Here is a 25,901-nt window from a genome sequence, read left to right as displayed (position 1 = left end):
GGGTGGGGGCGGGGGAGGGTGTGTGGGTGGGGTGGGGGAGGAGCAAAGCGGCCGAATTCGGGCAGAAATCGCCCCTCCCCTCCACTCACCCCCTCAATGCGTAGCCCCCTCCGCCACGCGGATGTCCGTACGGACCCGGGCGGCCGTCGTCGCGATCTCCCGCAGCGCCTGCGCCACCGATGCGACGGACAGGGACGGCAGACCCCGGTCGGCCACCTGCTCCGGCGCGTACGGGACATGCACGAAACCGCCCCGCACGCCGGGCAGTTCGGTGGCGAGGAGATGCGCGAGCCCGTAGAAGACGTGGTTGCAGACGAAGGTGCCCGCGGTGTTGGAGACCGAGGCGGGCACCCCCGCGGCGCGGACCGCCGCCACACACGCCTTGACCGGCAGGGTGGAGAAGTACGCGGCCGGTCCGCCGGGCACAACCGGTTCGTCTACCGGTTCGGCGCCCGTGGCATCAGGCATCCGGGCGTCGTCGACGTTGATGGCGACGCGTTCGACGGTGATGTCGGGGCGGCCGCCCGCCTGGCCGACGCACACCACGACCCCGGGACGGGCGTCCGCGATCGCGGCGCGCAGGACGGCGAGCGAGGCCCCGTAGACACAGGGCAGTTCGACGGCGCTCACCTCCAGGCCGGCGGGCGGTACGGCCGCGACGGCCTGCACCGCCTGCCAGGAGGGGTTGACCGATTCACCGTCGAAGGGTGCAAATCCGGTCAGCAGTACCCGGGTCATCCAGCTGTCCTCAAGAGCGCAGGGAATATCGAAAGAGCGGGGCATAGCGACAGGGTCAGGCGATAGCGACTGTGTCGGGGGATTCGCCTACAAAGCGGGCGGAACCGTCGGGCCGTCAGAAGGCGAACAGGGCCATGAACACCACATTGCAGCCGAGCAGCACACCCGCGGTGGGCAGCTGGGCCTTGATGGGCCCGTACTGGTCCTTCAGCTCCAGCAGGGCCGCCGGAACGATGTTGAAGTTGGCCGCCATGGGGGTGACGAGGGTGCCGCAGAATCCGGCCAGCATGCCGATGGCCAGGACGGCGGCGGGATTGCCGTCGAAGTGGCCGACCAGGACCGGCCAGCCGACGGCGGCGGTCATCACCGGGAAGGCGGCGAAGGCGTTGCCCATGATGATCGTGAACAGGAACATGCCCACGCAGTAGACGACGATCGCGACGTAGAGCGAGTCCTCGGGCAGGACGGCGGTGGCGAGCTTGCCCACCTGGGTTCCGACGCCGGACACCTGGAAGATGGCGCCCAGTGTGGCCAGCATCTGCGGCAGCAGCATCGCCCAGCCCATCGCCTCCAGCATGGAGCGGCCGGCCTGCACGGGCACCGACGGCCGCTTCTCGCGCAGCATGATCATGCCGATGACCAGGGCCACGACCGCTCCGAGCCCCAGGCCCAGGATCGTCTCGCTGCCTTCCTGGAGCAGGGGTTCGCCCCCGAAGGAGACGTGCTTGAGGCCGACGGCGCAGACCATCGCGACGGCGGGGATGGTGAGCGCGGGGACGAACAGCTTGCTGCCGAGCCGGGCGGCGCCGGCGGCGCGCTCCTCGGGGGTGGTGGTGCGCGGGGTGCCGCGGCCCGTACAGCCGAAGCCCGCCAGAACGGCCATGACCAGCACCGCGCCACCCAGCGGCGCGGCCGGGGCCTGCTTGGTCACCACCCAGCTGCTGTAGATGAATCCGGCGCCGATCAGGCCCCAGAAGGCGCCGGTGCCGAAACGCCTGGGGTTGCTGCGGTCGGTGAACATCTGGGCGGCCATCACCAGGAAGCTGAGGCCGACGAGCCAGTAGAACCATTCCGCCTTGATCACTGGGTGGCCTCCACTACGGGGGTTCCGGCATGGGCGGTCAGCAGGTCGCGCTCCAACTGGCGGTCCAGGCGCAGGAGTCGCCACCCGTGGACGACGAAGGCGCACACCGCGGTCGGGATCGCCCACAGCGCGAGGTGCAGCGGCTCGAGGTGGGTGCCGTAGGAGGTGTTGACGAAACCGGTGATCAGCAGGATCGAGCCGACGGCCAGGAAGACGTCCTCGCCGAAGAACAGGCCGACGTTGTCCGCGCTGGCGGCGAACGAGCGGAGCTTCTCCCGCGTCCGTTCCGGCAGGGGCCCGTGTTTCCGCTCGGCCGCTCCCTCGGCCATCGGTACGGCGAGCGGGCGGACCGTCTGCGCGGGGCCGAAGACGTTGTTCAGGCCGACCGCCGCGCCGAGCTGCCGCAGACCCAGATAGAGCGTGAGGAACCGTCCGGTGGTGAGCCCGGCGAACCGGGCGATGAGGTTACGGGCCTGCTCCTGGAGGCCGTAGCGCTCCAGGAGGCCGATGACCGGGAGGGTGATGGCGAAGATGGTCACCGCCCGGCTGTTCGCGAAGCCCTCGCCGAAGGCGGCCAGTATCTTGCCGGGCGACAGCCCGCCGAGGAAGCCGGTGACGATACCGGCCACCCCGACGACCAGGAGGGGGTTGCGTTTCGTGGCGAAGCCGATCACGACCACGAGCACGCCGAGGAGCACAATCATGGGCCCGCCTTCCCGCGTACCAGGACCCCACGGACGGTGAGGAGAATGCCGAGGAGGCTAGGGGATTGTTCAACGATCCGACAAGGGGTTGGCAGGGACGGACTCCGGGCGCGCCTCGGCCTTCCTTCGCGCCTCAGCCTTCCTTGATGCGCTGGGCGTACGCCCCCGACAACTGGCCGCGCGAGTCCTCCAGGTAGGCCAGCAGCAGCCGTTCGGCCCCGGCGGCGTCGCCCGCCAGCAGTGCGTCCGCGATCTGCCGGTTGCGGACCAGATACGGCGCGTAGAAGCGCCGCGGATCGTCCATGACATGGAAGACCAGCCGGAGTTCGGCCAGCACACCGCGCATCAGCTCGTCCGTCCGGGGGCTGCCCGCCAGGGCGACGATGGCCTGGTGGAAGCGGAGGTTGGCGGTCGAGAGATCCGCCCAGGCGCGGTTCGCGGCGGCCTCCTCGCCGGCCCGCACCGCCGCGTCGATGGCCTCGACGGCCTCGGCCGCCCCGGTGTCGTACGGGCCCTGCCCCAGCCCCCGCACGGCCGCGCACTCCACGATCATGCGCACCCGGAAGATGTCGTCCAGGTCCTCGACCGTCACGACCCGTACGAACACCCCGCGGTTGAGCCGGTGCTCCAGCAGCCGCTCGTGCGTGAGCAGCCGGAACGCCTCCCGCAGCGTGTTGCGCGAGACGCCCAGCGCGCCGCCGATGCTCTCCTCCGACAGCCGGGTGCCGGGCGGGAACCAGCCCTCGGTGATCCGGCCGCGCAGGATGTCGGCGACCCGCTCGGCGGTACTGGCCCGCCCGAGCAGGGCACGGTCCGACTCCAGGCCCTGGGCCTCGGCCGCCCGCCGCCGGTCGTTCCTCGTCACTCCGCCGGCCATTGCGCTCCCGTCGTCCGTCAGCTGTCGTATCGGCGGCAGTCAAACCCAGATGGAAGAGCCTGACAACACACCTCTTGTCGGATCGTTCAACAATCCAGTACGTTGGCGCCCTCGATAGCGCCCGTAAACGATCCCGCCCCGAATGCGCACCCCGGAACGGACAGACATGAGTGACCCGGCGGCTCCTCCCGTCATCGACCTCAACGCCGACCTCGGGGAAGGCTTCGGCCGCTGGCAGCTGACCGACGACGGCGCCCTGCTGTCCGTCGTCACCAGCGCCAACGTCGCCTGCGGCTTCCACGCCGGCGACCCGTCCACCATGCGCCGGGTGTGCGAGCTGGCCGCCGAGCGCGGTGTGGTCATCGGCGCCCAGGTCTCCTACCGCGATCTGGCCGGTTTCGGCCGCCGCGCGATGGACGTCCCGGCGGACGAGCTGGCCGATGAGATCACGTACCAGATCGGCGCGTTGGAGGTCTTCGCGCGCGCCGCCGGTGCCCGCGTCGGCTACGTCAAACCGCATGGCGCGCTCTACAACCGCTGTGTGCACGACGAGGAACAGGCCGCCGCGGTGGTGGCGGGAATCCGCGCCGCGGGTGGCGCCCTGCCGGTGCTCGGACTCCCCGGCTCCCGCCTCCACCGGGCCGCCGAGGGGGCCGGGCTCCCGGTCATCGGGGAGGCGTTCGCCGACCGCGCCTACACCGCCGAGGGCACCCTCGTCCCGCGGCGCGAGCCGGGCGCCGTGGTCCACGATCCCGACGAGGTCGTCAAGCGCGCCCTCGGCATGGCCCGCGACCGCACCGTCACCGCGATCGACGGACGGGGGATCGCGATCACCGCCCGCTCGCTGTGTCTGCACGGGGACACGCCCGGCGCCGCCGGCCTGGCCCGGCGCGTACGGTCGGAGCTCACCGCGGCCGGGGTACACATCCGCAGCTTCGTCCGGGCCGCCGGAAGCGCCGCATGAGGCCGCTGCCCGTCGGCGAGCACGGGCTGCTCATCGAGCTGGACAGCGCCGAGGAGGTCGCTGCGCTGCACGCCGAGCTGCTGCGCCGCGCGGCCGACGGCCGGCTGCCTCCGGTGCGCGAGATCGTGCCGGCGGCCCGTACGGTCTTCCTCGACGGGCTCGCCGACCCTCGCGGGCTCTGCGCCGAACTTGCGACGTGGGACGTCCCACCTCCCACCACCGCCGACCGCCCCACCGTCACCATCCCCGTCCGCTACGACGGCCCCGACCTCGCCGAGGTGGCCGCCCTCTGGGACGTCACCCCGGACGACGTCGTCCGCCTGCACTCCGGCACGGTCTTCCACGTCGCGTTCTGCGGCTTCGCCCCCGGCTTCGGTTATCTGACCGGCCTGCCCCCGAGGCTGGACGTCCCACGTCGGACGACCCCCCGCACCAAGGTCCCGGCCGGTTCGGTCGCGCTCGCGGGCCCGTACACCGGCGTCTACCCGCGCTCCTCCCCCGGTGGCTGGCAGCTCATCGGCACCACCGACACCGTCCTGTGGGACCCCGCCCGCGAACCGGCGGCGCTGCTCGCCCCGGGCACCAGCGTCCGCTTCGTCCCTGTGGACCACCCCCGCATCCCCCCGCAGGCCCCCACCGGCGCCCCCGCCGGCCCGCACAGCCCGTACGCCCAGGAGAGCGCCCGATGACCGACCGCGCCCTTTCGGTCGTCCGGGCGGGAGCGCTCACCACCGTCCAGGACCTCGGCCGCCCCGGCCATGCCCACCTCGGCGTGCCCCGGGCCGGCGCGCTGGACGCGCCCGCGCACCGCCTCGCCAACCGCCTGGTGGGCAACCCCGAAACGGCCGCCACCCTGGAGACGACGCTGACGGGCTGCGCCGTACGGGTCCGCACGGCCACCACCGTCGCAGTCACCGGCGCCCCCTGCCCGGTAACGGTCGACGGCCGCCCCGCCCCCTGGGGCGCCCCGGTACACGTCCCGGCGGGCGCCGTCCTGAATGCCGGGCCCGCCACCCACGGCCTGCGCTCGTACCTCGCCTTCGCCGGCGGCATCGACGCCGAACCGGTCCTCGGCAGCCGCGCCGCGGACCTCCTCTCGGGGCTGGGACCCGCCCCGCTCGGCGACGGTACGGTCCTCCCCCTGGGCCGCCGGTACGCACCGCCCGCCACCGCAGATGCCGTCCCCCACCCCGGCCCGGTGACGGAACTCGTCCTCCCTTTCCGCCCCGGCCCGCGCGACACCTGGTTCACCGGCGCCGGCCTGCGCACCCTCACCACCGGCCGCTTCCGGGTCTCCCCCGCCGGCAACCGCATCGGCCTGCACACCGAGGGCCCGCCCCTGGAACGCGCCCGCTCCGGCGAACTCCCCAGCGAGGGCATGCCGTTGGGCGCCCTCCAGGTACCGCCCAGCGGCCTGCCGGTGCTGTTCCTGAACGACCATCCGACGACCGGCGGCTATCCGGTCATCGGCGTCGTCCCCGAACGCCATCTGGCACCCGCCGCCCAGGCGGTACCGGGAACGCCGGTACGGTTCGTCCGGATCGCCTAGCCGAACGGGCCCGCTTCCGCAGTCCGGTCGCGCCGGGCGGCAGCCGGCGTGCCGGAGCCGCTCAGGGGTCTTGCGGCAGGCGGCTGGAGGGCCGGATCCGCTCGTACACCGTGACCCTTCGGCCGCGGACCTGTTCGTCCGCCACCGCCGTGAAGTACTTCTTCAGAACGGACAGCTTCATGATGTCCCGTTGTGCCGACACCGGTGTCGCCACCTCAGGAGCGTCCGTGACCAGCAGAATCCGCCGCTGGGACAGCATCGCCGCCCGTATTCGGGCCGGGTCGGCCTCCTCGCCCTTCAGCGTTCCGGACTTCTGCGGGCTGGTCGCCAGAGCGATGTCACGCAGTCCGGTGAAGGCGCCCGGGGAGACCAGCTTGGTGTCGCGCCGCGCCGCCGGCACAAAAAGCACCGATCCCCCGGTCCGCTTCAGCCGCTGCACGTCCTCCGCTATCGCCAGGACGTCGTCCACGCGGCTCGCCGGGGAGCGCTTGGCCAGTGACTGCGGCAGCAGCGCTGCCACCGCGACAGCGACCAGTACGGGAACAAGCCACGCCGATGCTCGCGGATATCGCGGCGTGGCAGCCTGCACGGCGGCACCCAGCCCGGCTCCTATCAGCAGTGCCAGCCCCACCATGCTGAACAGGATGTACCGGTCCAGGAACAGCGGTTGCACCAGGGAAATACCGATGAGGCCGATCTGGGGCACCGCCAGCAGTGGCAGTCCGACGGCTGCTGCTGACAGGCGGCCCGCCCGCGGCCGGTCCGCCACCGCTCCCAACCCGCCGATCGCCAGCAGGACCGCTGGGCCGATCATCATGTGCCAGGTCAGCGGGGGTATCCAGGACACCTGGTCGGACTGGCCGCGGCTGAACACCATCAACGGCAGTACGCCCGCCAGAGCCGCCGACGAGGTCACCACCCAGCGGATGCACAGCCTGCGCGGGGTGCGCGACCAGATCAGGGTCGCCGCGTGCGCGGGCAGAATCAGCAGCGACAGCCAGTTCAGCAGCCCGCACACCAGAACCGTGGCGCCGTACACCGCCCATCGCCTCGCCCGGTCATGCCCCTTGAGCATGGTCACCAGCAGCAGCGTCGAAATCCCGGCCCCTGCCGCGACCAGCGCATACGAACGGCCCTCTTGGAGATAGAACTGCACGGCCGGAAGCAGGCCGAACGCCAGCCCCGCTCCCAGGCCCGCCCAGAACCCGGCCAGCCGGTGGCCGAGGACCGCCACACAGGCCGCCGCCACCGCCGTGGCAAGAACGGAGGGCAGCCGCAGAACCGTGGTGCCGGCGCCGAAACATGCGAAGAACCCGTGCATCAGAAAGTAGTAGAGCCCGTGCACGACATCGACGTTTCCCAGCATGTGCCAGATGTCGGCGGTGGACCGCTGGGCGACCTGCCACGTGGCGGCCTCGTCCCGCCACACGCTGTGCTGTCGGGACAGCCCCCACAGACCGAGGGCCAGGGTCCACAGCACGGCGATGGGCCAGATGGGCAGGCGGCGCCGCGGGATGGTCAAGGGGGCAGTCATGGTGGGGTTCAGGGCCTCGGAAGAGCAGCGCGGACCGAAGTCCGCCGTCAATGGACAGGAAGGGGCTTCCAGGCCTGCTGCTGCGTAGGCGGAATGCCGGAAAGGTTCCGTTCCGCACCGACCGGGGAGCAAGATCCCTATTCTGCGCTGCCTTTCACGAAGTAGCGGACACCAGCGGGAAGTTGAGATCAACACCACATTCGAGGCGGCGTCAGTGACGTCGCCGGTGACAGCGACAGCGACGATCGCCTCCGGCCGCGCCCAACTGTCGGGCGCCGCCCGCGAAGAGCTGCGCCTGGCCGAGATCGACCTCATGCACCACCGCGAAAAGGTCGCGGCCCAAAGACGGGCCCTCCCGCAGGGGCCGCCCGTCGACGACTACGTCTTCCTCGAGGGCCCCGCCGACCTCGACACCGGCGACACACCGGTCCGCAGGACTCCACCTCTCCGTCTTCACCCGCGACGGCGAGGGCACGGTCCGCCATTTCCACTCCGCCCACCCCCGTATGACCCGGCAACACGCAGTCACACACGGTCACCGGCCGGTAAACTGCCAAGTTCCCGGCCGGCCTTGCCCCTAGCCCCCAGCCGCCCCGTACCCGCCCCCGCCCGGCGTGCGGATCACCAGCACATCGTCCACGCCGACCTCGGCCGCATCGCACCCCCCGAGCACCTCGCGCGAACCGTCCGCCCGTTCAATGGAGTTGACGCCCAGCGATCCCGGGGCACCGCCCGCCATCCCGTACGGGGGGACCCTGCGGTGATTGCTCAGCAGGGCCACCGTCATCGGTTCCAGGAAGCGCAGCCGGCGTTCCACGCCGCAGCCGCCGTGCCATCGTCCCTTCCCGCCGCTGCCCTTCCGGACGGCGAAGCTGTCGACGCGGACGGGGTAGCGCCACTCCAGGACCTCGGGGTCGGTCAGCCGGGAGTTGGTCATATGGGTCTGTACGGCGTCGGCGCCGTGGAAGCCGTCGCCCGCGCCGGATCCGCTGGCGACGGTCTCGTAGTACTGCACCCGGTCGTTGCCGAAGGTGAGGTTGTTCATGGTGCCCGAGCCCTCGGCCTGGATGCCCAGCGCGGCGTAGAGGGCGCCGGTGACCGCCTGGGAGGTCTCCACATTGCCCGCCACGGTGGCCGCCGGGAAGACGGGGGCGAGCATCGAGCCCGGCGGGATGCGGACCTCGACGGGTTTGAGGCAGCCGCTGTTGAGGGGGATGTCCTCGGCGACGAGGGTGCGGAAGACGTACAGCACGGCGGCCATCACCACGGAGGTGGGTGCGTTGGCGTTGCCGGGCTGCTGGGGCGAGGTCCCGGTGAAGTCCAGTACGGCGCTGCGGGCGGCGCGGTCGACGGTGAGGGACACCTGGATCTCTGCCCCGCCGTCGGTCTCGTAGCGGCAGGAGCCGTCCGAGAGCTGCGCGATGATCCGCCGCACCGATTCCTCGGCGTTGTCCTGGACGTGCCCCATATAGGCCCGTACGACATCCAGACCGAACTGGTCGGTCATCCGGCGCAGTTCCTCGATGCCCTTCTCGTTGGCGGCGATCTGGGCGCGCAGATCGGCGATGTTGGCGTCCGGGGCGCGGGAGGGGTACGGGCCGGCGGCGAGCAGGTCGCGGGTCTCGCGTTCGCGCAGCCTGCCGTCGCGCACCAGCAGCCAGTTGTCGAAGAGGACGCCCTCTTCCTGGATGGTGCTGCTGAAGGCGGGCATCGAGCCCGGGGTGATGCCGCCGATCTCGGCGTGGTGGCCGCGGGAGGCGACGAGGAACAAAAGCTCGTCACCGTGCGTTACCGAGTCGGACGTCGTGGAAACCGGAGCCGTGGCGAAGACGGGGGTGACGACCGTGACGTCGGGGAGGTGGGTGCCGCCGTGGTAGGGGTCGTTGACGGCGTAGACGTCGCCGGGCCGCATGTCGTCGCCGCGCCGTCGCAGCACTTCCTTGATGGACTCCCCCATCGAGCCCAGATGGACGGGAATGTGCGGGGCGTTGGCGATCAGGTTGCCGTCGGCGTCGAAGAGGGCGCAGGAGAAGTCGAGGCGCTCCTTGATGTTGACGGAGTGTGCGGTGTTCTCCAGGCGGACGCCCATCTGCTCGGCGATGGCCATGAAGAGGCTGTTGAAGACCTCGAGCATCACGGGGTCGGCCCCGGTGCCCACGGCGGCGCGGCCGGCGCGCTCCCGTACGCGGGTCAGCCGGAGGTGGCCGCGTTCCCCCATGGCCGCCTGCCACTCGGGGTCGAGGACCGTGGTGGCGTCCTCCTCGGCGATGACCGCCGGGCCGGCGAGGGTGTCGCCGGGGCGCAGGTCGGTGCGCCGGTAGAGCCGGGTGTCCTGCCAGCGCCCGCCCGCGTACATCCGGACGGTTGCGGCGGGTGTCAGCTCTCCCTCCCTGCTTCCGGGCCGGACTTCGTGGCCGCGTGCGCCCCCGGCCTCCCCCAGCGCCTCGACCGACACCGCCTCGGCCACCAGCGGTTTGTCCATGGTGAAGGCATAGCGCGTCCGGTGGGCGCGGACGAAGTCGTCGGCCATGGTGTCGGCATCGGCCAGCGGGACGCCGATGGTGGAGTCGGTCCCGGCGTAGCGGATCAGCACCTTGGCGCGCGTGGTGATGGAGGCGTCGGGCACGCCGTCGTCGAGGAGTTCGCGGCGCGTCTGCCGGGCGAGGGTGTCGCACACCTCGTGTACGTGGTCGATGGCCCCGGCCTGCCCGAATTCCGCCTCGACGGCCTGTTCGCGCATGGCGGTGGCGTCGGCGACCCCGATGCCGTACGCGGAGAGGACACCGGCCAGCGGCGGTACGAGCACGGTGTCGATGCCCAGCGCGTCGGCGACCGCGCAGGCGTGCTGGCCGCCCGCGCCGCCGAAGCAGGTGAGGGTGTAGCGGGTGATGTCATGGCCGCGCTGGACGGAGATCTTCTTGACCGCGTTGGCCATGTTGAGCACGGCGATGTCCAGGAATCCGGCGGCGACGTCCTCGGGGCCGCGGTCGTCCCCGGTGTCGGCGGCGATCCGCGCGGCCAGCTCGGCGAACCGGGTGCGTACGGTCCCGGCGTCCAGCGGCTGGTCGCCGTCCGGTCCGAAGACGGCCGGGAAGTGGTCCGGCTGGATGCGGCCGAGCATCACATTGGCGTCGGTGACGGTCAGCGGGCCGCCGCGCCGGTAGCAGGCGGGTCCCGGGACGGCGCCGGCCGAGTCGGGGCCGACGCGGTAGCGGCGCCCGTCGAAGTGCAGAACGGAGCCGCCGCCGGCCGCGACGGTGTGGATGTTCATCATCGGGGAGCGCATCCGCACGCCCGCGACCTCGCTGCCGAAGACCCGCTCGAACTCCCCGGCGTAGTGCGACACATCGGTGGAGGTGCCGCCCATGTCGAAGCCGATGACCCGGTCGTGGCCGGGCCCCGCCTCGGCGGCGGCGCGCGCCATCCCGACGACGCCGCCCGCGGGCCCGGACAGCACCGCGTCCTTGCCCCGGAAGTGCTCGGCCTCCCGCAGCCCGCCGTTGGACTGCATGAACATCAGCCGGATGCCCGGGAGCTGGGCCGCGATGCCGTCCACGTAGCGGCCCAGGATCGGCGAGAGATACGCGTCGACGACCGTGGTGTCCCCGCGCGGCACCAGCTTCATCAGGGGGCTGACCTCGTGCGAACAGCTCACCTGCGCAAACCCCGCCCGCCGGGCGAGTTCGGCGACGGCCTTCTCGTGCGCGGCGTGCCGGTAGCCGTGCAGCAGGACGACGGCCGCGCTGCGCAGTCCGTCCGCGCGGGCCCGGATCAGCGCCTCGCGGACCCCGTCGGCCTCCAGCGGCCGTACGGTCTCCCCGTGCGCGCCGATCCGCTCCGGCACCTCGATCACCCGCTCGTAGAGCGCCTCGGGCAGCACGATCCGCCGGTCGAAGATCCGCGGCCGGTTCTGATAGGCGATCCGCAGCGCGTCCCGGAACCCTTCGGTGGTGAGCAGTACCGTCGGCTCGCCGGTGCGCTCCAGCAGTGCGTTGGTGGCCACGGTGGTCCCCATCTTGACGACGGACACCCGCTCGGCGGGCACCGGTTCGTCCGGGCTCAGGCCCAGCATCATCCGGATCCCGGCCACCGCGGCGTCCCGGTAGCGCTCGGGGTGGTGGGAGAGCAGTTTGGCGGTGACGAGGCGGCCGTCCGGCCGTCTGCCGATGACATCGGTGAAGGTGCCGCCGCGGTCGATCCAGAACTCCCAGCGTCCGGTCATCCGGCCATTGTCGCAGCGCCTTTCGGATCCGGAAGGGCGGCGAGCGCCGCGCGCGTGGCGCGTTCGGCGGCGGCGTCCAGCAGCCGCCCGGAACCGGCCAGGCCGTGCCGGCATTCCTGGACGGCGAGCGCCAGCAGGCCGGGCAGCAGATCCGTGCACCGGTCGGCGACCCAGCGGGTGCCGCGGGTGGCCATCCACCAGGCGGATCCGGCGCGGGTCGGCGGCGGCCCGTCGAGGGTGAGCGCGGGCGGCGGTCCCACGGGGTGGCCGGCGGCGGCCAGCGCCGTGTGGAAGCCGCGGGCCAGCAGCCGGTGGCCGCGTTCGCTGGGGTGCAGCCGGTCCACGCTCCAGCTGGCGCGGTCGGCGACCCAGGCGTGGCCGGCGAGATGGAGGTGGATGCCGCCGTAGCGGTGGGAGACGGCGTGGACGACGGTGTTGACCGCACGCATCCGCCGGGCCAGCGGGCGGGCCAGCGGCGCGGGCAGCCCCAGCATCCGCCCCGGGTCGGGCAGACACGCCGTCAGGACCACGGTCCCGTCGGCGCTGAGTGTGCGGTGGGTCAGATCGAGTGCGGCGGCGATCCGCTCTATGGCGAAGGCGGCCCGCAGGGTGTCGTTGGCCCCGATCACCACGGAGGCGTAGCGGGGCGCGAGCCTGCGCGCCCCGGGCAGCTGCCGCTCGGCGACATCGGCCGCCAGCGCCCCGCTGCATGCCAGATTCACCAGCGGTACGCTCGCCGGCCGCTCCCCCGCCGCCTCGGCGGGCACTGCCTCGGCGGGCACTGCCTCGGCGGGCACTGCCTCGGTGCGCAGCGCTTCGGCGAGGAGCACCGCCCACCCGCGCCAGCCCCCGCCGGGTACGGGGTCCCCCAGCCCCTCGGTGAGCGAATCGCCGAGCGCGACGAAGCCGGACCGGGTCATGGTCACCACCCGCCCCGAGGGGGCACGGGTGACGTGGGCGCGGCGACCGCCCGGCTGCGCGGGGCGGGCGCGTCGTGCGCGGCGAGGAAGGCCTCGACGGCGGGCTGCCAGCCGTACCCCTCGGCGCGCTGCCGGGCCGCGGTACGGCGAGCGGGTTCCGGGCGGGCCAGCACCCGCTGGACGGCGTCGGCGAAGGATGCGCCGTCGTCCAGGGCGGTATCGCCGCCGCGGCCGACCAGTCCGGCGAGCGCGGAGGCGGCGCTGGCGACGACGGGTGTGCCGCAGGCGAGCGCCTCGAGGGCGGCGAGGCCGAAGGTCTCGGCGGGGCCCGGTGCCAGGGCGAGGTCGGCGCTCGCCTGGAGGGCGGCGAGGTGGGCGTGGTCGGCGATATGCCCGAGGAACGCCGCGGGCAGCCGCTCCGCCCGTACCCGGGCCTCCAGCCGCGCCCGCAGCGGCCCGTCGCCGGCGACCACCAGGGCCGCGTCGACGCCTCGCCGGCGCAGCTCCGCCAGCGCGTCCAGCGCCCGCCCCGGCCGTTTCTCCGGCGACAGCCGGGAGCACATCAGCATCAGGACGGCGGCCCGGCCCGCGCAGCGCCGCCGGAGTTCCGCGCTCCGGCAGTCCGGGTGCCGGGCGGCGAGATCGACGCCGAGCGGCGCCCGCACCACATTGCGCGCCCCGACCCGGGTGAACTCCGCCGCCGCCCATTCGGTGGTGCACACGATGCGGCTGTAGGCGTGCGCCGTACGGGAGTTGAGCCGGTCGGCGGCCGCGCGGGCCAGCGGATGCGGCACGCCCCAGGTCCGCAGCACCCCGTCGACGCTCTCGTGCGACACCATCACCGCGGGGACCCGGGCCCGCCGCGCCCACTCCCCCGTCCAGCGCAGCGTCGTCCGGTCGGAGACCTCCAGCCGGTCCGGGTCCAGCGCCCGCAGCACCTGGTCCAGCCGGCGCCGGTCGGCCAGGACGCGATAGCCCCCGGTTCCGGGCACCGCGGGCCCGGGGAGCGTGATCACCCGCCCCTGTCCGGTGAGCTCGTCGGACGTCCCACGTCCCACGCCCGGCACTATCAGCACCGGCTCGTGCCCCGCGGCGGTATAGCCCGCGCCGAGCTCCCGCAACGCGGTACGCAGACCGCCGGACGCCGGGGTGACGAAATTGGCGATCCGGACGATCCGCAGCCCCCGTCCGCTGTCCCGTCCCCTCTCCCGTCCCCGCTCCGCGCCGCTCTCCGGTCCGCTCTCCCCGCCGCGCTTCCCGCGCGTCCTCATGCCGCCACCGCCGTCCGGCCGGCGAGCACGTCCTCGTAATGGCCGAGGAGCTGATCTCCCACCGCCTCCCAGGTCCGGTCCTCGACCGCCGCGCGGGCCGCCGCGCCGTACCGCACCCGCAGTTCGGCGCTGCGCCCGAGCAGCCGCACCGCGTCCCGCACCGCCCCGCCGTCGCCCGGCGTCACCAGCAGCCCGGTACGCCCGTGGTCCACCAGGTCGAGCGGCCCGCCCGCGCGCGGCGCGACCACGGGCACCCCGGAGGCCATCGCCTCCTGCACGGTCTGGCAGAAGGTTTCGTACGGTCCGGTGTGTACGAAGAGGTCCAGCGAGGCGTAGAGCCGGGCGAGCTCATCGCCGGTGCGGCGGCCCAGGAAGCGCACCTCGGGAAGGGCGGCGCGCAGCCCGGCGGCGCTGGGACCGTCGCCGATGACGACGGTGCGTACGCCGGGCAGCCGGGAGGTCTCGGCCAGCAGCCGGACGTCCTTCTCCGGGGCCAGCCGCCCCACGTACCCCACCAGCAGTTCCCGCCCCGCGGCCAGCGAGCTGCGCAGCACCGCGTCGCGCCGCCCGGGGTGGAAGCGCGCGGCGTCGACCCCGCGGGGCCACAGATGGACCCGCGGCACGCCGTGTTCGGTCAGATCCAGCAGCGCCGCGCTGGAGGGCGCCAGGGTCCGGTCGGCGGCCGCGTGCACCGCCCGGATCCGGCGCCAGGCCGTGGCCCCGCCGCCGCCCAGATAGGTACGGGCGTAGCGGCCCAGGTCGGTCTGGTAGACGGCGATCGCGGGCACCCCCCGCCGGGCCGCGGCGGCCATCCCCCGGGCGCCCAGGACGAAGGGGCTGGCGAGGTGCACCACGTCCGGCCGGTGCGCGGCGAGCGCGGCGGACAGTCTTCGCCCCGGCAGGGCGATCCGGACCTGCGGATAGCCGGGCAGCGGCACGGAAGGCACCCGGACGACCGGGCAGGGGCTCTCGACGGTCGCACCCGCCGGCTCGTAGCCGCCGAGCGGCGCGACGACCAGCGGATCATGGCCGCGCCGGACGAGGTGCCGGGCGGTCTCCAGGGCACAGTGCGCGACGCCGTTGACATCGGGCGGGAAGGATTCGGTGACGATGACAACACGCATACGCATGTTGTCGGCGCGCCGTGCGTGGACCGGGCCAAGGGGATCTTTCCAGCCGGGGAACGTCCCATGAGCGTTCCGCTGCGCGCCCCGTCACCGGGCGGCCCGCCCGGCCGGGAAACAGCCCGGAACGCACCGCAGCCCACAACGGCTCCCGCCCGGCCCGCCACGCCACGGGGTCTATATGCCGGTGACTTCCGGCCCGAACCGGCTCCGCACCGCCGTCTGGACCTCGTCCTCCTCCGCCGGATCGGCGGCGAGGCGGCGCAGCTGCTCGACGACCCGGTCGTCGCCGGTGGCGGCATGCCGGGCGGCGAGTTCGCGGGTGGTCTCCTCGCAGTCCCACAGGCACTCGACGGCGAAGCCGGCCGCGAAGCCGGGGTCGGTGGCGGCGAGGGCGCCTGCCGCCCGGCCGCGGAGGTGGGACGAGGAGGTCTCGCGATAGATATGGCGCAGCACGGGGGCGGCGCAGCCGACGCCGAGGCGGCCGACACCGTCGACCAGCTCCCACAGGCCGGCCGCGTCCGGGCCTTCCTCCCGTACGGTGCGGCGCAGCGCGGCCAGCACGAGATCGGCGTCGCGCCGGCCGCCGCGGCGGGCGAGCATCGCGGCGGCGGAGGCGCCGAGCCGGTCCGTGCGCGGGGCCCACACGCGGGCCCGCTCGACGGCGGCGACGCTGCGCATCCGCTCGAAGGCGGCGACCGCGGCCGAGACCAGCGGCTCGGAGGAGAGGGGGCAGGCGACCGCGTCCTCGATCAGGTCGAGGACGTCCGGATCGCCGCGTTCGGCGAGGTGGTGCAGTGTCGCGGCGCGTGCGGCGTCCGGGCCGGTGCGCGCGGCGCGCAGCAGCTCGGGGTGGTCCTCGGGACCGGCGACGGCGCCCAGGCAGCGGGCGGCGGCGAGGTGCCGGTGCTCCTCGGGCTCCAGGTCCAGGCCCTGCTGGGCCCACTTCAGGACCTCGGCAACGCTCCAGCCGGGACGCGGTCCGCGCGGCCGCAGCTGCCGCTGCCAGCGGTCGAAGGAGCCCTGTTCCCCGGCGGCGGCCAGGCGGGCGCCGTAGCGGGGATCCTCGGCCCACAGCCGCCAGGGCCGGGGCTCGAAGGCATCGCGGACGGCGGCGGCCAGCTCGGCCTCGCCCTCCTGCGTCTCGGGGAAGCGGGCGAGCACGGCGGGGGCCAGGGTCATCAGCCCGGCGTCGTCGTCACGCAGCGCGAGCTCGTCGAGGGCCCAGCGCCAGTTGCTGCCGGCCGCGGCGTAGCTGCGCAGGAGCAGGCGGGCGGCGTCCCGGCCGTAGGCGGCGAGGTGGCCGAGCACGGCGAGGGCGAGGCCGGTGCGCTCCTCGCCGGTGTCGACGAGGTCGTCGGGGTGGAAGAGGTGCCGTTCGATCTCTTCGAGTCCGCCGTCGAGCTGCATGTAGAGGCGCGCGTAGTAGAGCGAGCGGTTCTCGACCTGCCAGTCGCGCCTGGGGTCACGCAGCACGCTGTCGTTGAGCGCCGCGAGCGCCTCGGCGCGCGGCGCAGCGAGGGCATGCAGGGTCCCGTCGCCGCGGCCTCGCTGCAGGAGGCCGAGCAGGGTGCCGCTGGGCGCTATGTCTGGATCGAACATGAGGTCAGCATCCGGGGCGAGGGGCAGGCTGGCAACGGGATTTCCGCTGACCGGCATTCTTGCCGGTGACTGCGGGCCGTATGCGTCGTTCCCACCATGGATCGGTGGGCATGACAGCGCTACGGCTGCGGAAGCCTAGCTTGGAAGCTGTCATTCCGCCGATTCGACCCGGGGTTGCCACAGATGGCCAGTGGCATATGCCAGGTGCACCACCGTATCGGGTAATGCCAAATCCCTTACGCACCGTCGCAGCCTGTGCAACAGTCGTTACCGGCCCCTTCTGTCAGACCTGGCCCCGGCGCCGCCTGATCACGGAGTACGTCATGCCGTCCCCTCTCTTCGCGGATCACCCAGCCGACCGGTCTCCCGAGCGCGACACCGTCGAGGCACTCATCACGCAGGCCCGCCGCCTGCGCGGTGGCCTGGACGCGGTGCGCCGGGAGTCCTCGGTGGACACCGGTCTCGCCGCCGACCCACAGCTGCGCTGGCAGCGGGCGCTGTGTGACCTCGCGGTCCACCACCTCGACGACCTCGGCGGTCATCTCGACCAGCTGAGAGAGGGGCTGCCGGCGGAGGACGAGGAGGAGGACGCGGCGCCGTATGCCGAGGTGCCCGCGGCACTCCCCGAGCCCGCCCCGCACGAACGCGGCTCGCTGCTGCGCCGGGTGGGCAGCGCCGAGTGGAATCTGCTCACCGACGAGGTGAGCTGGTCCGACGAGCTGTTCGCGATGTTCGGCCGGAAACCGTCCGACGGCCCGCTGACCCTCGACGAGCTGCCGTCCCTGGTGCTGGCGGAGGACCAGGAAGGGCTGGCCGCGATGGTCACCGACTGCCTGGTGGACGGCAAGCCGATCGACGGCGAATTCCGTATCGTGCGCGCGGACGCGAGCCTGCGTACGGTCCATATGGTGGGCGAGCCGGTGCTCGACGCCGACGGCGGCACCGCCTGCATGTGGGCCGTCCTGCGCGACGTCAGCGAGCTGCGGCGCAGCCAGGCGGCGGTCCGCGAGAGCGTGGACTCGCTGCAGCGCGAGCGGCATATCGCCCGGACCGAACACCGCCTCGCCGTCGAGCTCCAGGAGTCCGTACTGCCGCAGTGGCGCGACTCGCTGCGCTTCCCGCAGGGCGGCCCGGTCGCGCTCGACTTCGCCGGGCGCTATCTCCCGTCCGGCACCAGCGCGCTGATCGGCGGCGACTGGTACGACGCCCTCCAGCTCCCGGACGGCAAGACCCTGTTGAGCGTCGGCGACCTCACCGGGCACGGTGTCACGGCCACCTCCGGGATGGCGATGGTGCTCGGCGCACTGCGCGGTATGGCCGTCACCGGACAGCAGCCGGGACCGCTGATGGGCTTCCTCAACCAGCTTCTGGACACCACCGCCCAGCCGGCCCTGGGCAGCGCGGTGTGCTGCCGCTTCGACCCCGAGACCCGGCAGCTGTCCTGGGCCCAGGCCGGGCACCCCGCGCCGCTGCTGTTCCGCGGCGGCACGGGGCGCGCGCTGGACCCGCCCGAGGGCGTCCTGCTCGGTGCGACCGCGGGCGCGACCTATGCCCAGCGCACCGAACAACTCGAACCGGGCGATCTGCTCGTCCTGCATACCGACGGCCTGGTGCCCCGCCGCGACCCCGCCGTCGACACCCATGAGGGTGCCGAGCGACTGCTCGCACTGGCGCCACGGTTCGCCGCGGCCCGGAGTGCACAGGACAGCGTCCGTATCGTCGTCGAGGAGTTCGGCAGCACGGAGCGTGAGGACGACGCCTGTGTGCTGATCGCCAGGATCGGCGACTGACACCACACCTGTCGTACGGCATGTCGTAGGGCATGACGTACGACATGGCCGGACTTCCGGTGATGGACGTTTCGTCAGACCGGGCCTCAGATGGCGAAGTTACGGCCCAGGCCCGGTGATCCCAGCCCCGGACCGCTCCCCTTCGACTTGGCCTTCGCCTTCGGCAGAACCAGCTGGATCTCCTCGCGCAGATCCTGGATCTTGGCGTAGTTGGCGTACTGATTGGTGAGCCGGAACATCTCCCGCAGCCGGTCCCAGGTGCGATGGGAGGAGTTCTCGCCGATGGACACCAGCGCCAGCCTCGCGTACCGGTCGGCCTGTTCGGGATCGTCGCCGATGAAGCAGGCCGAGGCCATCGAGATGTAGTCGAAGATCTGGGAGCGCTGGAAGCCCGCGTTCCGCAGCCGCAGCGCCTGCTTGGCGTGGCTCTGGGCGATCTTGGCGACCGAGGGGTCGTGATCGGCGAGCGTACGGAAGGCGAGCGCCTGCATACCGTGCAGATCCGCCTCGTCGAACATCTGCATCCAGCTGGGCGGCGGCACATCGCCTTTGTCCGAGACGAACAGCTCCTCCGCCTCGCCGAGCGTACGGCGCATCGCCTGGCCGTTGCCCTTGGACGCCTGCGCCCAGGCCTCGATGGTGTGCAGCATGGCCCGGGTGCGCGGCAGGGTCTGCTCCCCCGAACCGGACCGGGCCAGCTTCATCAGATCCAGGGCGTCGTCCGGACGGCCCAGGTGGACCATCTGGCGGGCGGCGCGGGAGAGCGCCTCCCCGGCCCGCGGGCGGTCGCCGCCCTCGCGCGCGGCATGGGCGGCGATGACGAAGTACTTCTGGGCGGTGGGCTCGAGACCCACGTCGTGGGACATCCAGCCGGCGAGCACCGCGAGGTTGGCCGCCACGCCCCACAGCCTGCGCTGCAGATGATCGGGATGGCGGTAGGCGAGCATGCCGCCTACCTCGTTGAGCTGGCCCACCACCGCCTTGCGCTGCAGGCCGCCGCCGCGGTTCGCGTCCCAGGCGCGGAACACTTCGACCGAGCGCTCCAGCGCATCGATCTCCTGGGACCCCACGGGGGCCGCCTCATAGCGGTCGAGGCCGATCTGGTCGAGGGAGTCGGAGGCGAAGAAATCGTCGTGGCGGGGGGCTTCGGCGGTCAGGGCGGGGTCGGTGTGCAGCCAGTCGTGCATGGCGCCGGTGAGTACGGATCCCGCGGCGAGCGCCGCGCCCGCACCCACCAAGCCGCGTCGGTTGAGCATGAGGTCCATTCCCGTGAATTCCGTGAGGACCGCAGCGGTCCGTTCGGGAGCCCACGGCAGACCGTCCATGGCCTGCCGCTTCCCCGAGCGACCGGTTCTGGCGAACCCGAGGTCCTCGATGGTTACGACACGGCCGAGGCGCTCGGTGAACAAGGAAGCCAGGACCTTGGGAACCGGGTCGCGGGGCCTCTCCCCCATGTCGATCCAGCGCCGCACTCGCGAGGTGTCGGTCGCCAGCTGCGGATGGCCCATGGCCGCCGCCTGCCGGTTGACCAGTCTCGCCAGCTCTCCCTTGGACCAGCCGGCCAGGCCGAAAAGGTCCGCAAGACGGGTGTTCGGCTGCCTGTCCACGTCAAGCCCCCAGGTTCCTCGACTGAGTTGACAGTAACGGCCGGTGACGTGCACTGCGACCATTCGCCAGGGTTCGCCAGGGTGCGCCAGATGGTCTGCCACCCGCAGCCCCGTGTTCGGTAGGTGTGCAGCCCCCGGCCCGGTGGCGGGACCGCATTCCCCAGGGTGCGCGCCCTTGACAGGGACCCTGGATCGGACTTCTTCTTACGGGCCCGTTCACCGGGTTCCCGACACCGGGCCGGGAGCGCACTGCAACTCGTCGGCGCACGAAGGGATCTGTCTCACCCATGTATGCAGCATCGTCCGCCGTGACCGCCACCGCCCGGCCGTACCGCCCGCACCCCTCCGGCAGCGGGCCGTATCTCGACCCCTCCCCTTCCATGGGGGGTGTCGCCGGCCTCCCCGGCGGACGTACCCGGCGGCCACAGGGGACGGGCACCCAACCGCTCAGCGGGAGACTCGACTTGTCCGGCCCTCAGGGCGCTCAGCTGCGCGCCGCCGTCGCCTCGGTGCATCGCATCTGTCCGGAGTTCAACCCGGTCCAGGTGCTGCGCCGCAGCGGCAGGTCCGTCCTCCTGGTGGGCACGACGGGCCGGACGAGCGCGGTCGCGAAGTGTTTACTGGACCACTCCCCCGCGTGGTCCGAGCGGTTCCGGCAGGAAATAACTGCTTACCGCGCATTCGTCCGGCATCGCCCGCCGGTACGGGTGCCGCGGCTGGTGGCGGCCGATCCCGACAACTGCACGCTGGTCGTCGAGCGCATGCCCGGCCGGGTCGCGTCCACGGCACGGCATCCGTCCGAGGCGCCTCCCCGGTCGGACGTACGGGCCGCGCTCGGCGCGATCTGCCGGATCAACCTCTGGCGGCCGCCGGCCGGGCTGTTCGACGCCCCGCTGGACTACGCGGGCCGGATCGGCCGGTATCACGACCTGGGGCTGCTGACCGACCGCGACATGGGCGATCTGCAGAAGCTGCTGCACGGCCTGGCGCACACCCAGGGGCAGTTCTGCCACGGCGACGCGCTGCTGAACAACGTGCTGCTGTCGCCCGCGGGCCCGGTGCTGCTGGACTGGGACAGCGCGGGCTGGTATCTGCCGGGCTACGACCTGGCGACCCTGTGGTCGGTGCTCGGTGACGCACCGGTGGCGCGCCGTCAGATCAGCCAGCTCGCCCAGTCGGCCGGCCCGGCCTCGCGGGACGCGTTCCTGGTGAATCTGATGCTGATCCTCACCCGTGAGATCCGGCGCTACGAAACCGCGGTACAGCGCACCATGCGGGAGCCCGCGCCCACGGGTGCACCGGGCCTGGGACATCCCGGTGCACCCGCCGCGGGCGAGGAGCAGCGGCTGCTCCTGCGCCGGCTGCACGACGACTGCCAGATGGCGCGGCGTGCGGTGCGGGCGGCGGTCGGCACGCGCTGACCGCGGAGGACAAGAGGAGCGGCGCGCCCGGGACGGGGCGCGCCGCTCCTCTGTGTGTGCGGGGCGGCGGCTTGTGTGCGGGGCGGCGGCGCTCATTGGTCCATTCCACTGACGCCCCGCAGGCCGGGTGCCCGGTCCGGGAAGGATCCTCGGGAGATGCCCTGACATGCGAAATCCTGACGGGCGTGGCGATTGACGGAGCGTCGGCACACCTCTGGCTCTGGGCCGACGGTGGCTCTAGTCTCAGGGTCTCCCGCTCCGTACGGCCGTTTGCGCATCAACCGTCACATCGCGTCGGCTCGGGCCGGCTTGAGGAGGCTGTTTTGCGAGGATCCGCCCCGGAAGACGAGAAGAGAACGCCCCGCCCCGCCCTGCGCAGGTCCGCCACCGCCGTCGCCGCCGCGGTGCTGTTGCTGCCGCTGGTCGCGGCCGCCCCGTCGGCGGGCGCCGGCCGGACCGGCCCGGACGACCTGCAGCGTGCCTTCACCGAGGCCGCCGAGCGCTATCACGTACCGCGCAGTGTGCTGCTCGGTGTCTCGTACCTGGAGTCCCGCTGGGACGAGCACGGCGGCGCGCCCAGCGTCTCCGGCGGCTACGGCCCGATGCATCTGACCGACGCCCGTACGGCCCTGGCGCGGGTGCCGGAGTTCAGCGAGCCGGACGCGGACGCCCGCGGGGACGGCTCGCGGGCCCACCGGACCACGCCCGCGTACCAGAAGGAGCGGGCGGCGCTGCCCGCCGAACTCCCCGCCCGGCTGCGGACCTTGCGGACGGCCGCCGAACTGACCGGGCTGTCGCCGGAGAAGCTGCGGACGGACCCGGCGGCGAACGTGCTGGGCGGTGCCGCGCTGCTCGCCGAGGAACAGCGCAGGCTGGGGCGGGCCGGCAGCGCCGATCCGGCGCAGTGGTACGCGGCGGTGACGCGGTACGCGGGCGAGGACAGCTCCGCGGCCGGGTCGGCGTTCGCCAACGAGGTGTATGCGGTGATGCGGCAGGGCCAGAGCAGGGTCACCGACGCCGGGCAGCGGGTCACCCTGGCCGCCGTGCCCGGTCTGCGCATCGGCTCCGGGCAGGCGGAACATGCCGGGGCGCAGGCGGCGTCCGCGACGGACCGGGGGGCCGCGCCCGGTGACCCGGAGGAGCCGGAATGCCCGTGGAGTGTGGCCTGTGAGTCGGTCCCGGCGCCGTACGAGGAGTTCGGGGACCACGACTACGGCAACCACGACCTGGCCAACCGTCCCCGGGACCAGCGCATCAGCGCCATTGTCATCCATGACACCGAGGGGTCGTGGGAGACCACCCTCAGGCTGATCAAGGACCCGAAGTATGTGTCCTGGCACTACACGGTCCGCTCCTCGGACGGGCTGATCGCGCAGCACGTACCGACCAAGGACGTCGCCTGGCACGCCGGGAACTGGTACGAGAACGCGCACTCCGTCGGCATCGAGCACGAGGGGTTCCTGGCCTCGCCGGACGCCTGGTACACGGAGGCCATGTACCGTGCGTCGGCCCGGCTGGTGCGGTATCTGAGCCGTAAGTACGACGTGCCGCTGGACCGGCAGCACATCGTGGGCCACGACAATGTGCCGGGCACGACCGCGGCGACGATCAAGGGCATGCACACCGACCCCGGTCCGTACTGGGACTGGGCCCACTACTTCACCCTGCTGGGCGCGCCCTTCACGCCCAATGCCGGGCCGGGGGGCGGGCTGGTGACCATCCGTCCCGGCTACGACCGGAACCGTCCGGAGTACACCGGCTGCGAGAAGCCCTCAGCGCCGTGCGCGCCGCACGGTTCGGCGGCGGTCCGGCTGTACACCGCACCGGACGAGCGGGCTCCGCTGGTCCGGGACATCGGGCTGCACCCGGACGGCAGCGATTCGACGATCGATGTCAATGACACCGGCGCCCGCGCCTCGACCGGTCAGCGGTTCGCGGTGGCTGACCGGGCCGGCGACTGGACGGCGATCTGGTATCTGGGGCAGAAGGCGTGGTTCCGCAACCCGGAGGGCGCGCGCACGGCGCTGGACGGACGGGGCCTGGTCGCCACGCCGAAGGAGGGCCGGGCGGAGATCCCGGTCTACGGCCGGGCGTATCCGGAGAAGGAGGCCTACCCGGCCGGGGTGCCGTACCAGGAGATCTCGCCGCTGCCGTACAAGATCACTGCCGGGCAGCGGTACGCGGTCGGCGACCGGGTGCGCGGGGACTACTTCTACGCGCCGACGTTCGACGTCTCCCGGCATGCGGTCGTGCACGGCAATGACGTCTACTACGAGATCCAGCTGGGCCACCGGGTCGGGTACGTCCGGGCGGACGATGTCGACGTCCGCCGCTCGGACGCGCAGGGGGTGTCATGACGCCGGTCGTGTGACGGCGCACGTCGCGCCCGGTGAACGGTCCTGCCGTCCACCGGGCGCGACGGGTGTCCGCTCGGTCCGCCGCCGGGTCAGCCCTGCTGGAAGAGCTCCGCGGGCAGCGGCTTGAGCAGCGCGTACAGATCGTCGGTGATCGGGCGGTCCCAGCTGGCGATGGTGACCAGCACGCCGTCGCTGCGGTCGAACTGGGCGCAGGAGATCCGGCTCTCGGAGCACTTGATGCGCTTGACGATCAGCAGGTTGTCCTCGTGCATCACCGGGGTGTCCTCGCTCTCGACGACGGTGACGTGCTCGTCGTTGCCGAGCGCCGCGAGGAGCTGGGCCACCTCGAAGGGCACTTCGTCGTCCTCGAGGTCGCGGGCCGGGGAGCCCTCCGGCAGATTGCCGATGATCATCGCGGGGCCGCGGCCGCCGAACAGGTCGTAGCGCAGGAAGACGCCCTGACAGGTGCCGTCGGGTGCGGGCAGCAGCCCGGCGCCGAGGTTGCCCGGCCAGTCGCCGGGGTCCATGGCGAGAACATCGAAGTCAGGACCAGCGGGCGTGGGGGCGCTGCGGCGGCGGAGGAAGGACATGCCGCCATCGTACGTGGCCGGGGCGGACTCGCCGCGCGGACATCGGGGCGGTCGTGGGCGGGTGCGCCGGGCCTCAGGCCCGCGCGGCCAGCGCGCTGAGCAGCCGGACCGCCGTGCCGGCCGCGTCGTACGGCACAAACAGGTGATCATGGAAGTATCCGGCGACGGCATTGCAGCTGAGCCCTGCACCGGCGAGTTCGGCGGCGACGGCGGCGGTCAGTCCGACGGCGTCGAGCGCGGAGTGCACCCGCAGGGTGATCCAGCCCGCCACGTAGTCGTAGCCGAGGCCGGCCCGGTCGGCGTCCTCCTGCCGGACGACGAGCGTGACTCCCTCGGGCTCCGCGACGGTCACCACCGGCCGCAGGCCCTCGGGGACGGCACCGGGCACGGTCGTGAAGACATAGGCCCCCTCGTGCAGCTCCGGCCGCATGCTCCGCACCAGCACCCGAAGATCGCGTTCACCCGTCATGCGCCGGCCTCCTCCGTCGGGTCACCGATGGTAACGTCGCGATCACCCGTCAGCCATCGGGCATGGACATGCCCGAGCCATGTCACGGAAGGGGCATCGTGGACGTAACGGCCGGGGACACCTGCCTCAACTACTGGAAGGCAGGCCTGGGTTCGGTCCCGCCGGAGGTCTGGGAGCGCCTGGGCTGCGAGGTGCTGATCCTCGCCGACAACCGTCTGACCGAGCTCCCGCCCGCTCTCGGCCGGCTCCGTGCGCTGCACACCCTCGACCTCGGCCACAATGCGCTGACCCGCGTTCCGCAGGAGATCGGCGAGCTGGCGGCCGGGCTGACGCGCTACCTGTATCTGCACGACAACCGGCTCACCTCGCTGCCGGACGGACTGTGCGCGCTGGACCGGCTCGGCTACCTCAATATCGGCGAAAATCCGCTGGGGCGGCTGCCGGAGGCGCTCGGGGCGATGGGCGGGCTGGTCGAACTCCGGGCGCAGAATGCCGGACTGACGGAGCTGCCCGCCTCGGCGGGGCGGCTCGTACGGCTGCGGGAACTGTGGCTCGGCGGCAACGCACTGACCGGTCTGCCCGCCGCCCTCGGAGCGCTGGGCGAACTGCGCGTGCTCGAACTCCGCGACAATGCCCTGCCCCAGGTGCCCGAGGCCGTCCGTACGATGCCGCTGCTGCGCCGGATCGACCTGCGCGGCAACCGGATCGGGGAGCTCCCGGCGTGGATCGCCGGGCTGCCGTCGCTGGAGAAGCTGGATCTGCGGTGGAACGCGGTGGCCGATACCGCGGAGCCGGTGGTGGCGCTGCGGGAAACGGGGTGTGTGGTGCTGACGTGAGCCGGGCGCGCGGTCAGTGGTCCGCGCCGGTCCCGGGCGGGGGCGGGAGCGCCCGGACGTCCCGCCCCCGCCCGGGGACCGTGAGCCGGGCTAGGCCGTTTCGTTTGGATCACCGGGCGGACCACAGGAAGATGCCCGCGATCGAGTTCGTCGCTGGCGGGACTGCGTGACGATGTGGCACGCGGGCAGGGGAAGCTGAGTCTCAGGCGGCCGGAGCGCTGGCGGTGTCCGCCTGGTGCCGG

The 25,901-nt window shown here is 72.8% G+C and carries 20 protein-coding genes; 7 read left to right on the top strand and 13 right to left on the bottom strand.

Features of this window, described 5'->3' with window-relative positions; all coding sequences use genetic code 11:
* Positions 1–93 precede the first annotated feature (93 nt).
* From pcp to ADL29_RS34535, 4 genes are all read right to left on the bottom strand, one after another.
* Entirely contained in the window at positions 94–738 is a 645-nt protein-coding gene (pcp, locus tag ADL29_RS34550) for a pyroglutamyl-peptidase I (RefSeq protein ID WP_053927471.1), read from the bottom strand.
* 115 nt (positions 739–853) lie between these two features.
* Complete coding sequence (locus ADL29_RS34545) at positions 854–1,822, bottom strand: DUF979 domain-containing protein (protein ID WP_053927470.1); 969 nt, start codon at positions 1,820–1,822, stop codon at positions 854–856.
* Positions 1,819–2,526, bottom strand: coding sequence for a DUF969 domain-containing protein (locus ADL29_RS34540; RefSeq protein WP_053927469.1), 708 nt, complete (start codon positions 2,524–2,526; stop codon positions 1,819–1,821). The genes ADL29_RS34545 and ADL29_RS34540 overlap by 4 nt, the downstream gene beginning before the upstream one ends.
* A gap of 133 nt (positions 2,527–2,659) precedes the next feature.
* Complete coding sequence (locus tag ADL29_RS34535; RefSeq protein ID WP_046929340.1) at positions 2,660–3,403, bottom strand: GntR family transcriptional regulator; 744 nt, start codon at positions 3,401–3,403, stop codon at positions 2,660–2,662.
* 166 nt (positions 3,404–3,569) lie between these two features.
* On the opposite strand from ADL29_RS34535, the gene ADL29_RS34530 reads away from it, so the two are divergent.
* The 3 genes from ADL29_RS34530 to ADL29_RS34520 are packed head-to-tail and all read left to right on the top strand — an operon-like array spanning position 3,570 to position 5,916.
* Positions 3,570–4,367 carry a LamB/YcsF family protein gene (locus tag ADL29_RS34530; RefSeq protein ID WP_078971509.1) on the top strand — a complete coding sequence of 266 codons (798 nt, stop codon included), beginning with the start codon at positions 3,570–3,572 and terminating at the stop codon, positions 4,365–4,367.
* Positions 4,364–5,056, top strand: a complete 693-nt coding sequence (gene pxpB, locus ADL29_RS34525; protein WP_053927467.1) for a 5-oxoprolinase subunit PxpB — start codon at positions 4,364–4,366, stop codon at positions 5,054–5,056. The genes ADL29_RS34530 and pxpB overlap by 4 nt, the downstream gene beginning before the upstream one ends.
* Positions 5,053–5,916 (top strand): 5-oxoprolinase subunit C family protein, encoded by an 864-nt coding sequence (locus tag ADL29_RS34520; RefSeq protein ID WP_053927466.1) that lies wholly within the window; start codon positions 5,053–5,055, stop codon positions 5,914–5,916. Before pxpB ends, ADL29_RS34520 begins: the two co-directional genes overlap by 4 nt.
* A 61-nt stretch (positions 5,917–5,977) precedes the next feature.
* Here the strand turns inward: ADL29_RS34520 and ADL29_RS34515 are convergent, their stop codons facing one another.
* From ADL29_RS34515 to ADL29_RS34485, 6 genes are all read right to left on the bottom strand, one after another.
* Positions 5,978–7,450 (bottom strand): glycosyltransferase family 39 protein, encoded by a 1,473-nt coding sequence (locus ADL29_RS34515; RefSeq protein ID WP_053927474.1) that lies wholly within the window; start codon positions 7,448–7,450, stop codon positions 5,978–5,980.
* A 577-nt stretch (positions 7,451–8,027) separates the two neighbouring features.
* Positions 8,028–11,672: a hydantoinase B/oxoprolinase family protein gene (locus tag ADL29_RS34505; protein ID WP_053927464.1), complete on the bottom strand. Its 3,645-nt coding sequence runs from the start codon at positions 11,670–11,672 to the stop codon at positions 8,028–8,030.
* A complete protein-coding gene (locus tag ADL29_RS34500; protein WP_053927463.1) occupies positions 11,669–12,592 on the bottom strand; it encodes an SGNH/GDSL hydrolase family protein in 924 nt (307 codons plus the stop codon). Before ADL29_RS34500 ends, ADL29_RS34505 begins: the two co-directional genes overlap by 4 nt.
* 2 nt (positions 12,593–12,594) lie before the next feature.
* Positions 12,595–13,863, bottom strand: a complete 1,269-nt coding sequence (locus ADL29_RS34495; protein WP_078971508.1) for a glycosyltransferase — start codon at positions 13,861–13,863, stop codon at positions 12,595–12,597.
* Positions 13,860–14,987, bottom strand: coding sequence for a glycosyltransferase family 4 protein (locus ADL29_RS34490; protein WP_053927462.1), 1,128 nt, complete (start codon positions 14,985–14,987; stop codon positions 13,860–13,862). The genes ADL29_RS34495 and ADL29_RS34490 overlap by 4 nt, the downstream gene beginning before the upstream one ends.
* A gap of 177 nt (positions 14,988–15,164) precedes the next feature.
* Positions 15,165–16,589, bottom strand: a complete 1,425-nt coding sequence (locus tag ADL29_RS34485) for a hypothetical protein (protein WP_053927461.1) — start codon at positions 16,587–16,589, stop codon at positions 15,165–15,167.
* 323 nt (positions 16,590–16,912) lie between these two features.
* Between ADL29_RS34485 and ADL29_RS34480 the strand changes: the two genes are divergently transcribed.
* A complete protein-coding gene (locus ADL29_RS34480) occupies positions 16,913–18,379 on the top strand; it encodes a PP2C family protein-serine/threonine phosphatase (protein WP_053927460.1) in 1,467 nt (488 codons plus the stop codon).
* Positions 18,380–18,465: 86 nt separating this feature from the next.
* On the opposite strand, the gene ADL29_RS34475 is transcribed toward ADL29_RS34480, so the two are convergent.
* Positions 18,466–19,986 carry a DNA-binding protein NsdB gene (locus ADL29_RS34475; protein ID WP_053927459.1) on the bottom strand — a complete coding sequence of 507 codons (1,521 nt, stop codon included), beginning with the start codon at positions 19,984–19,986 and terminating at the stop codon, positions 18,466–18,468.
* A 287-nt stretch (positions 19,987–20,273) separates the two neighbouring features.
* Here ADL29_RS34475 and ADL29_RS34470 point away from each other — a divergent pair, with 287 nt between their 5' ends.
* Both ADL29_RS34470 and ADL29_RS34465 read left to right on the top strand, forming a co-directional pair.
* Positions 20,274–21,407 (top strand): aminoglycoside phosphotransferase family protein, encoded by a 1,134-nt coding sequence (locus ADL29_RS34470; protein WP_078971507.1) that lies wholly within the window; start codon positions 20,274–20,276, stop codon positions 21,405–21,407.
* Positions 21,408–21,730: 323 nt separating this feature from the next.
* Positions 21,731–23,764 carry an N-acetylmuramoyl-L-alanine amidase gene (locus tag ADL29_RS34465; RefSeq protein ID WP_053927458.1) on the top strand — a complete coding sequence of 678 codons (2,034 nt, stop codon included), beginning with the start codon at positions 21,731–21,733 and terminating at the stop codon, positions 23,762–23,764.
* Between the two features lie 89 nt (positions 23,765–23,853).
* Here the strand turns inward: ADL29_RS34465 and ADL29_RS34460 are convergent, their stop codons facing one another.
* Both ADL29_RS34460 and ADL29_RS34455 read right to left on the bottom strand, forming a co-directional pair.
* Complete coding sequence (locus ADL29_RS34460; RefSeq protein WP_053927457.1) at positions 23,854–24,354, bottom strand: hypothetical protein; 501 nt, start codon at positions 24,352–24,354, stop codon at positions 23,854–23,856.
* A gap of 73 nt (positions 24,355–24,427) precedes the next feature.
* Positions 24,428–24,823 (bottom strand): ACT domain-containing protein, encoded by a 396-nt coding sequence (locus ADL29_RS34455; protein WP_046929326.1) that lies wholly within the window; start codon positions 24,821–24,823, stop codon positions 24,428–24,430.
* A 98-nt stretch (positions 24,824–24,921) separates the two neighbouring features.
* On the opposite strand from ADL29_RS34455, the gene ADL29_RS34450 reads away from it, so the two are divergent.
* Positions 24,922–25,659, top strand: coding sequence for a leucine-rich repeat domain-containing protein (locus ADL29_RS34450; RefSeq protein ID WP_245689754.1), 738 nt, complete (start codon positions 24,922–24,924; stop codon positions 25,657–25,659).
* Positions 25,660–25,901 lie beyond the last annotated feature (242 nt).

Origin of the sequence: Streptomyces chattanoogensis (genome assembly GCF_001294335.1) — a bacterium.
Lineage (GTDB): Bacteria > Actinomycetota > Actinomycetes > Streptomycetales > Streptomycetaceae > Streptomyces > Streptomyces chattanoogensis.
Note: the sequence above shows the minus strand (reverse complement) of the source record. Positions and strands in the feature narration are given on the sequence as shown.